The organism is Streptomyces sp. NPDC055078 (assembly GCF_053607985.1).
Genome location: NZ_JBSGUP010000850.1, coordinates 1 through 3,041, shown reverse-complemented (window position 1 = coordinate 3,041; position 3,041 = coordinate 1). Strand labels below are relative to the sequence as shown.

4 protein-coding genes are annotated in these 3,041 nt (G+C 71.7%); 3 read left to right on the top strand and 1 reads right to left on the bottom strand.

The window, feature by feature from the left end; translation table 11 throughout:
- Window positions 1–253: 253 nt before the first annotated feature.
- Entirely contained in the window at window positions 254–646 is a 393-nt protein-coding gene (locus tag ACWF94_RS37625) for a RidA family protein (protein WP_453499294.1), read from the bottom strand.
- Between the two features lie 140 nt (window positions 647–786).
- Between ACWF94_RS37625 and ACWF94_RS37620 the strand changes: the two genes are divergently transcribed.
- Genes ACWF94_RS37620 through ACWF94_RS37610 form a run of 3 tightly spaced genes read left to right on the top strand, consistent with a single transcriptional unit; the run spans window position 787 to window position 2,909 of the window.
- Window positions 787–1,335 carry a VOC family protein gene (locus tag ACWF94_RS37620; protein ID WP_453499292.1) on the top strand — a complete coding sequence of 183 codons (549 nt, stop codon included), beginning with the start codon at window positions 787–789 and terminating at the stop codon, window positions 1,333–1,335.
- A gap of 15 nt (window positions 1,336–1,350) precedes the next feature.
- Entirely contained in the window at window positions 1,351–2,064 is a 714-nt protein-coding gene (locus ACWF94_RS37615) for a DoxX family protein (RefSeq protein WP_453499290.1), read from the top strand.
- Window positions 2,061–2,909: a fumarylacetoacetate hydrolase family protein gene (locus ACWF94_RS37610; protein WP_453499288.1), complete on the top strand. Its 849-nt coding sequence runs from the start codon at window positions 2,061–2,063 to the stop codon at window positions 2,907–2,909. Before ACWF94_RS37615 ends, ACWF94_RS37610 begins: the two co-directional genes overlap by 4 nt.
- The last annotated feature ends 132 nt before the right edge of the window (window positions 2,910–3,041 follow it).

The following is a 3,041-nucleotide window of genomic DNA, read 5'->3' as shown; positions in this document are numbered from 1 at the left end:
CTGCCTGGCCCCCCGGCAAAGGTCCCTGCCCGGCCCCCGGCAGAGGCCCGTACCTGGCCCCCGGCGACGGTCCGTATCCGGCGCCCCGGCACAGGCCCCTGTGGCCCCGGCGCCCGGCCGCCCAAGGCTCGACTCCCTTATGTGCTGCGGGAGTTCTTCCGCCTCCTCGCCGCCCGCCGCCGGAAGGGCGCAGCCGCCCGTGATGCGCAGTGGCCTCGGTCGGGGCCGGCGTGGCCGGCCTCCCGTACAGGCGTCATCCCAGCACCGCGGTGCACTCGATCTCCACCATCAGCTCCGGCAGCGCCAGCCCCGTCACCCCGACGATCGTCTGCGGCGGATCCGCCGCCGGTCCGGTGACCTCGCGGACCGCGGCCCCGATGGTCTCCAGCTCGTGCGGGCGCGTGGTGTAGATCGTACGGCGCACGATGTCGTCCCACCCCACGCCCGCCGCGCGCATCGCCGACTCCAGATTCCGCATCGACGCGACGATCTGCTGGTGCAGGTCGTCGGGGCCGATCACCGCGAGGTCCGAGTCGAGTGCGACCTGCCCCGCGAAGAACACGAGGGTGTGTCCCTCGGCGATCGCCAGGTGGCTGTAGGTCGGCGCCGGGTGCATCTCGGGGGGATTGACCAGTCTGCGTGTCACGGCTGTCACCCTTTCATGATCGTGTCCGCGTCGATCGAGGCGGACACGGAAAAAAGTATACTCATAAGGAACCCTTGACAACCGATAATGGTCATGTCGAAGCTAATCAAGCCTAATCAATAGAGCTTTAGGTGGGTGTCATGGCAAAGATCGAGAGACTGGCTCATGTGGGGATCCATGTCCGGGACATGGACCGCTCCCTGGCCTTCTACCGCGATGTGCTCGGGCTGCGCGTCACCGATGACGACAGCGAGCACGGCATGGTGTTCCTCAGCTCCCGCCCCGAGGTCGAGCACCACGAGGTGTTGCTCTGCGGGGGCCGGACCGTCGGAGAGGAGGAGCTGTGGCTCCAGCAGATCTCGTTCCGCTGCGCCACACTCCAGGACGTCCTGGAGTACTACGAGCGCTTCCGCGAGCACGAGGTCCGCATCGAGTACACGGTCACGCACGGGAACGCGATCGGGGTGTACTTCTTCGACCCCGACGGCAACCGCTGCGAGGTGTACTGGCCGACCGGGCTCTCGGCCAAGCAGGGGTATCTGGAGGGGCTCGACTTCTCCCGGCCCGCGCACGAGCTGATCGAGCAGGTGAAGCGTTCGGTCGCCGAGCACGGGGCGTCCGGCTATGTCGACACACAGTTGCTCACCGGCATCGACGTCGGCACCGCCGGCCATCCCGCCCGGCCCTGATCCACGGGAGACGGCATGGACACCGCACTGCTGATCCTGCGACTGGCCCTGGGGCTCGTCCTGGTCTGCCACGCCTCGCAGAAGGCGTTCGGCAGACTGCGCGGCCCCGGGCCGGCCGCGAGCGGGGCGTTCTTCGAGACGCTCGGCCACCGGCCGGGACGGCCGATGGTGCTGCTCGCCGCCGGCTGCGAAGCGGTCTCGGGCGTGCTCCTCCTGCTGGGGCTCGCCACCCCGCCGGCAGCGGCGATCGCGGCGGGCACCATGCTCGTCGCGGCCCTGTCCATGAACACCAAGGCCGGGGTCTTCTGGAACACCCTCGGCGGCGGGGAGTATCCGTTCCTGCTGGCCGTCGTCGCGGCCGCGCTCGGGTTCGCCGGACCCGGCCGCTGGTCGCTCGACGCGCTCCTCGTCGGGTCCTGGCCCGGGTGGAGCGGACCGGCCGCGGTCCTGCTGGCCGCCCTCGCGGCCCTCGTGCCGGTGTCCCGGGCGGCCCGGGTACTGCGAGCGGAAGCCTCCCGGGCCCCCGCCGGCGGGGATGCCATCTCCGGACAGCCGACCCGGGACGCCACCGCTCAGGAGTCCGCCCGGGACGCCACCGCTCAAGAGGCCGCCCGGGGCGCGGCCACCCCTGAGGACGGTGTCGCCCGGACCGGCACCACCCCCGCGCCGACAACCGGACCCCCGGCCACCACCTCCCTGTCCACCACTGAGAGAGGAGCCGACGAATGAGGCTCATCGGATTCCGCGACGGACGCGACCGCTGGATCGGCGCCGTCGACCCGGCGGGCAACGTGTCCCGTATCGCCACGGCCGACGCGTTCTACCACGACCCCGCCGCGGCGCTGGCGGAGGCCCGCCGGGCGCCCGCCGCCTTCGGTCCGCTCCCCGGCGGAGCCGTACCCGCACCGGCGGTACCGGTGACCGCGAAAGTGCTCTGCGTCGGCTTGAACTACCGGGGACACGCCGAAGAGGCGAAGGCCGAGGTGCCCGACCACCCCACGGTGTTCGGCCGCTGGGAGTCGACCCTCGTCTGCGACGGCGACGAGGTTCCCGTACCGGCGTCCGAACCCGGTCTCGACTGGGAGGGCGAGCTGGCGGTCGTCATCGGCGGGACACTGACCGACGCGACCGAGGAGTCCGCGCTGCGCGGAGTGCTCGGCTTCACCTGCTTCAACGACATCAGCGCCCGCAAGCGGCAGTTCGACACCACCCAGTGGACCCTGGGGAAGAACCCCGACCGCAGCGGCCCCCTCGGCCCCGCCCTGGTGACCGCCGACGAGTGGGGCGGCCCCGACGGATGGACCGGCCGCAAGCTGATCACCCGGGTCAACGGCGAGGTCGTCCAGTCCGGCGACACCTCGGAAATGATCTTCTCGGTCGGCCGGGTCCTCTCCTATATCTCCCAGACCACCACCCTGCGGCCGGGCGACGTGGTCGCCACCGGCACCCCCGCCGGGGTCGGCTTCATCCGCACCCCACCGAGGCTGCTGACCCCCGGCGATGTCGTCGAGGTGGAGATCGACGGGATCGGAGTACTGCGCAACCCGGTCGCCGGCCCGGCGGCCCGGTCATGACCGTACGCGGCCTGTCCGACCAGCTGGACTGTCCCGTCTGGCGGCCCGCCGACACCCCCGCCGCGCCGGACGGAACGGCCGGGCGGGGCGGGGGAGCGGGGGAGATCCAGGGGTACAACCGCGCCTGGGTCC

What these genes read in the sequence shown, in the direction of transcription:
- ACWF94_RS37620 (WP_453499292.1), top strand. Translation starts at nt 787, where the DNA reads ATGGCAAAGATCGAGAGACTGGCTCATGTGGGGATCCATGTCCGGGAC.
- ACWF94_RS37615 (WP_453499290.1), top strand. Translation starts at nt 1,351, where the DNA reads ATGGACACCGCACTGCTGATCCTGCGACTGGCCCTGGGGCTCGTCCTG.
- ACWF94_RS37610 (WP_453499288.1), top strand. Translation starts at nt 2,061, where the DNA reads ATGAGGCTCATCGGATTCCGCGACGGACGCGACCGCTGGATCGGCGCC.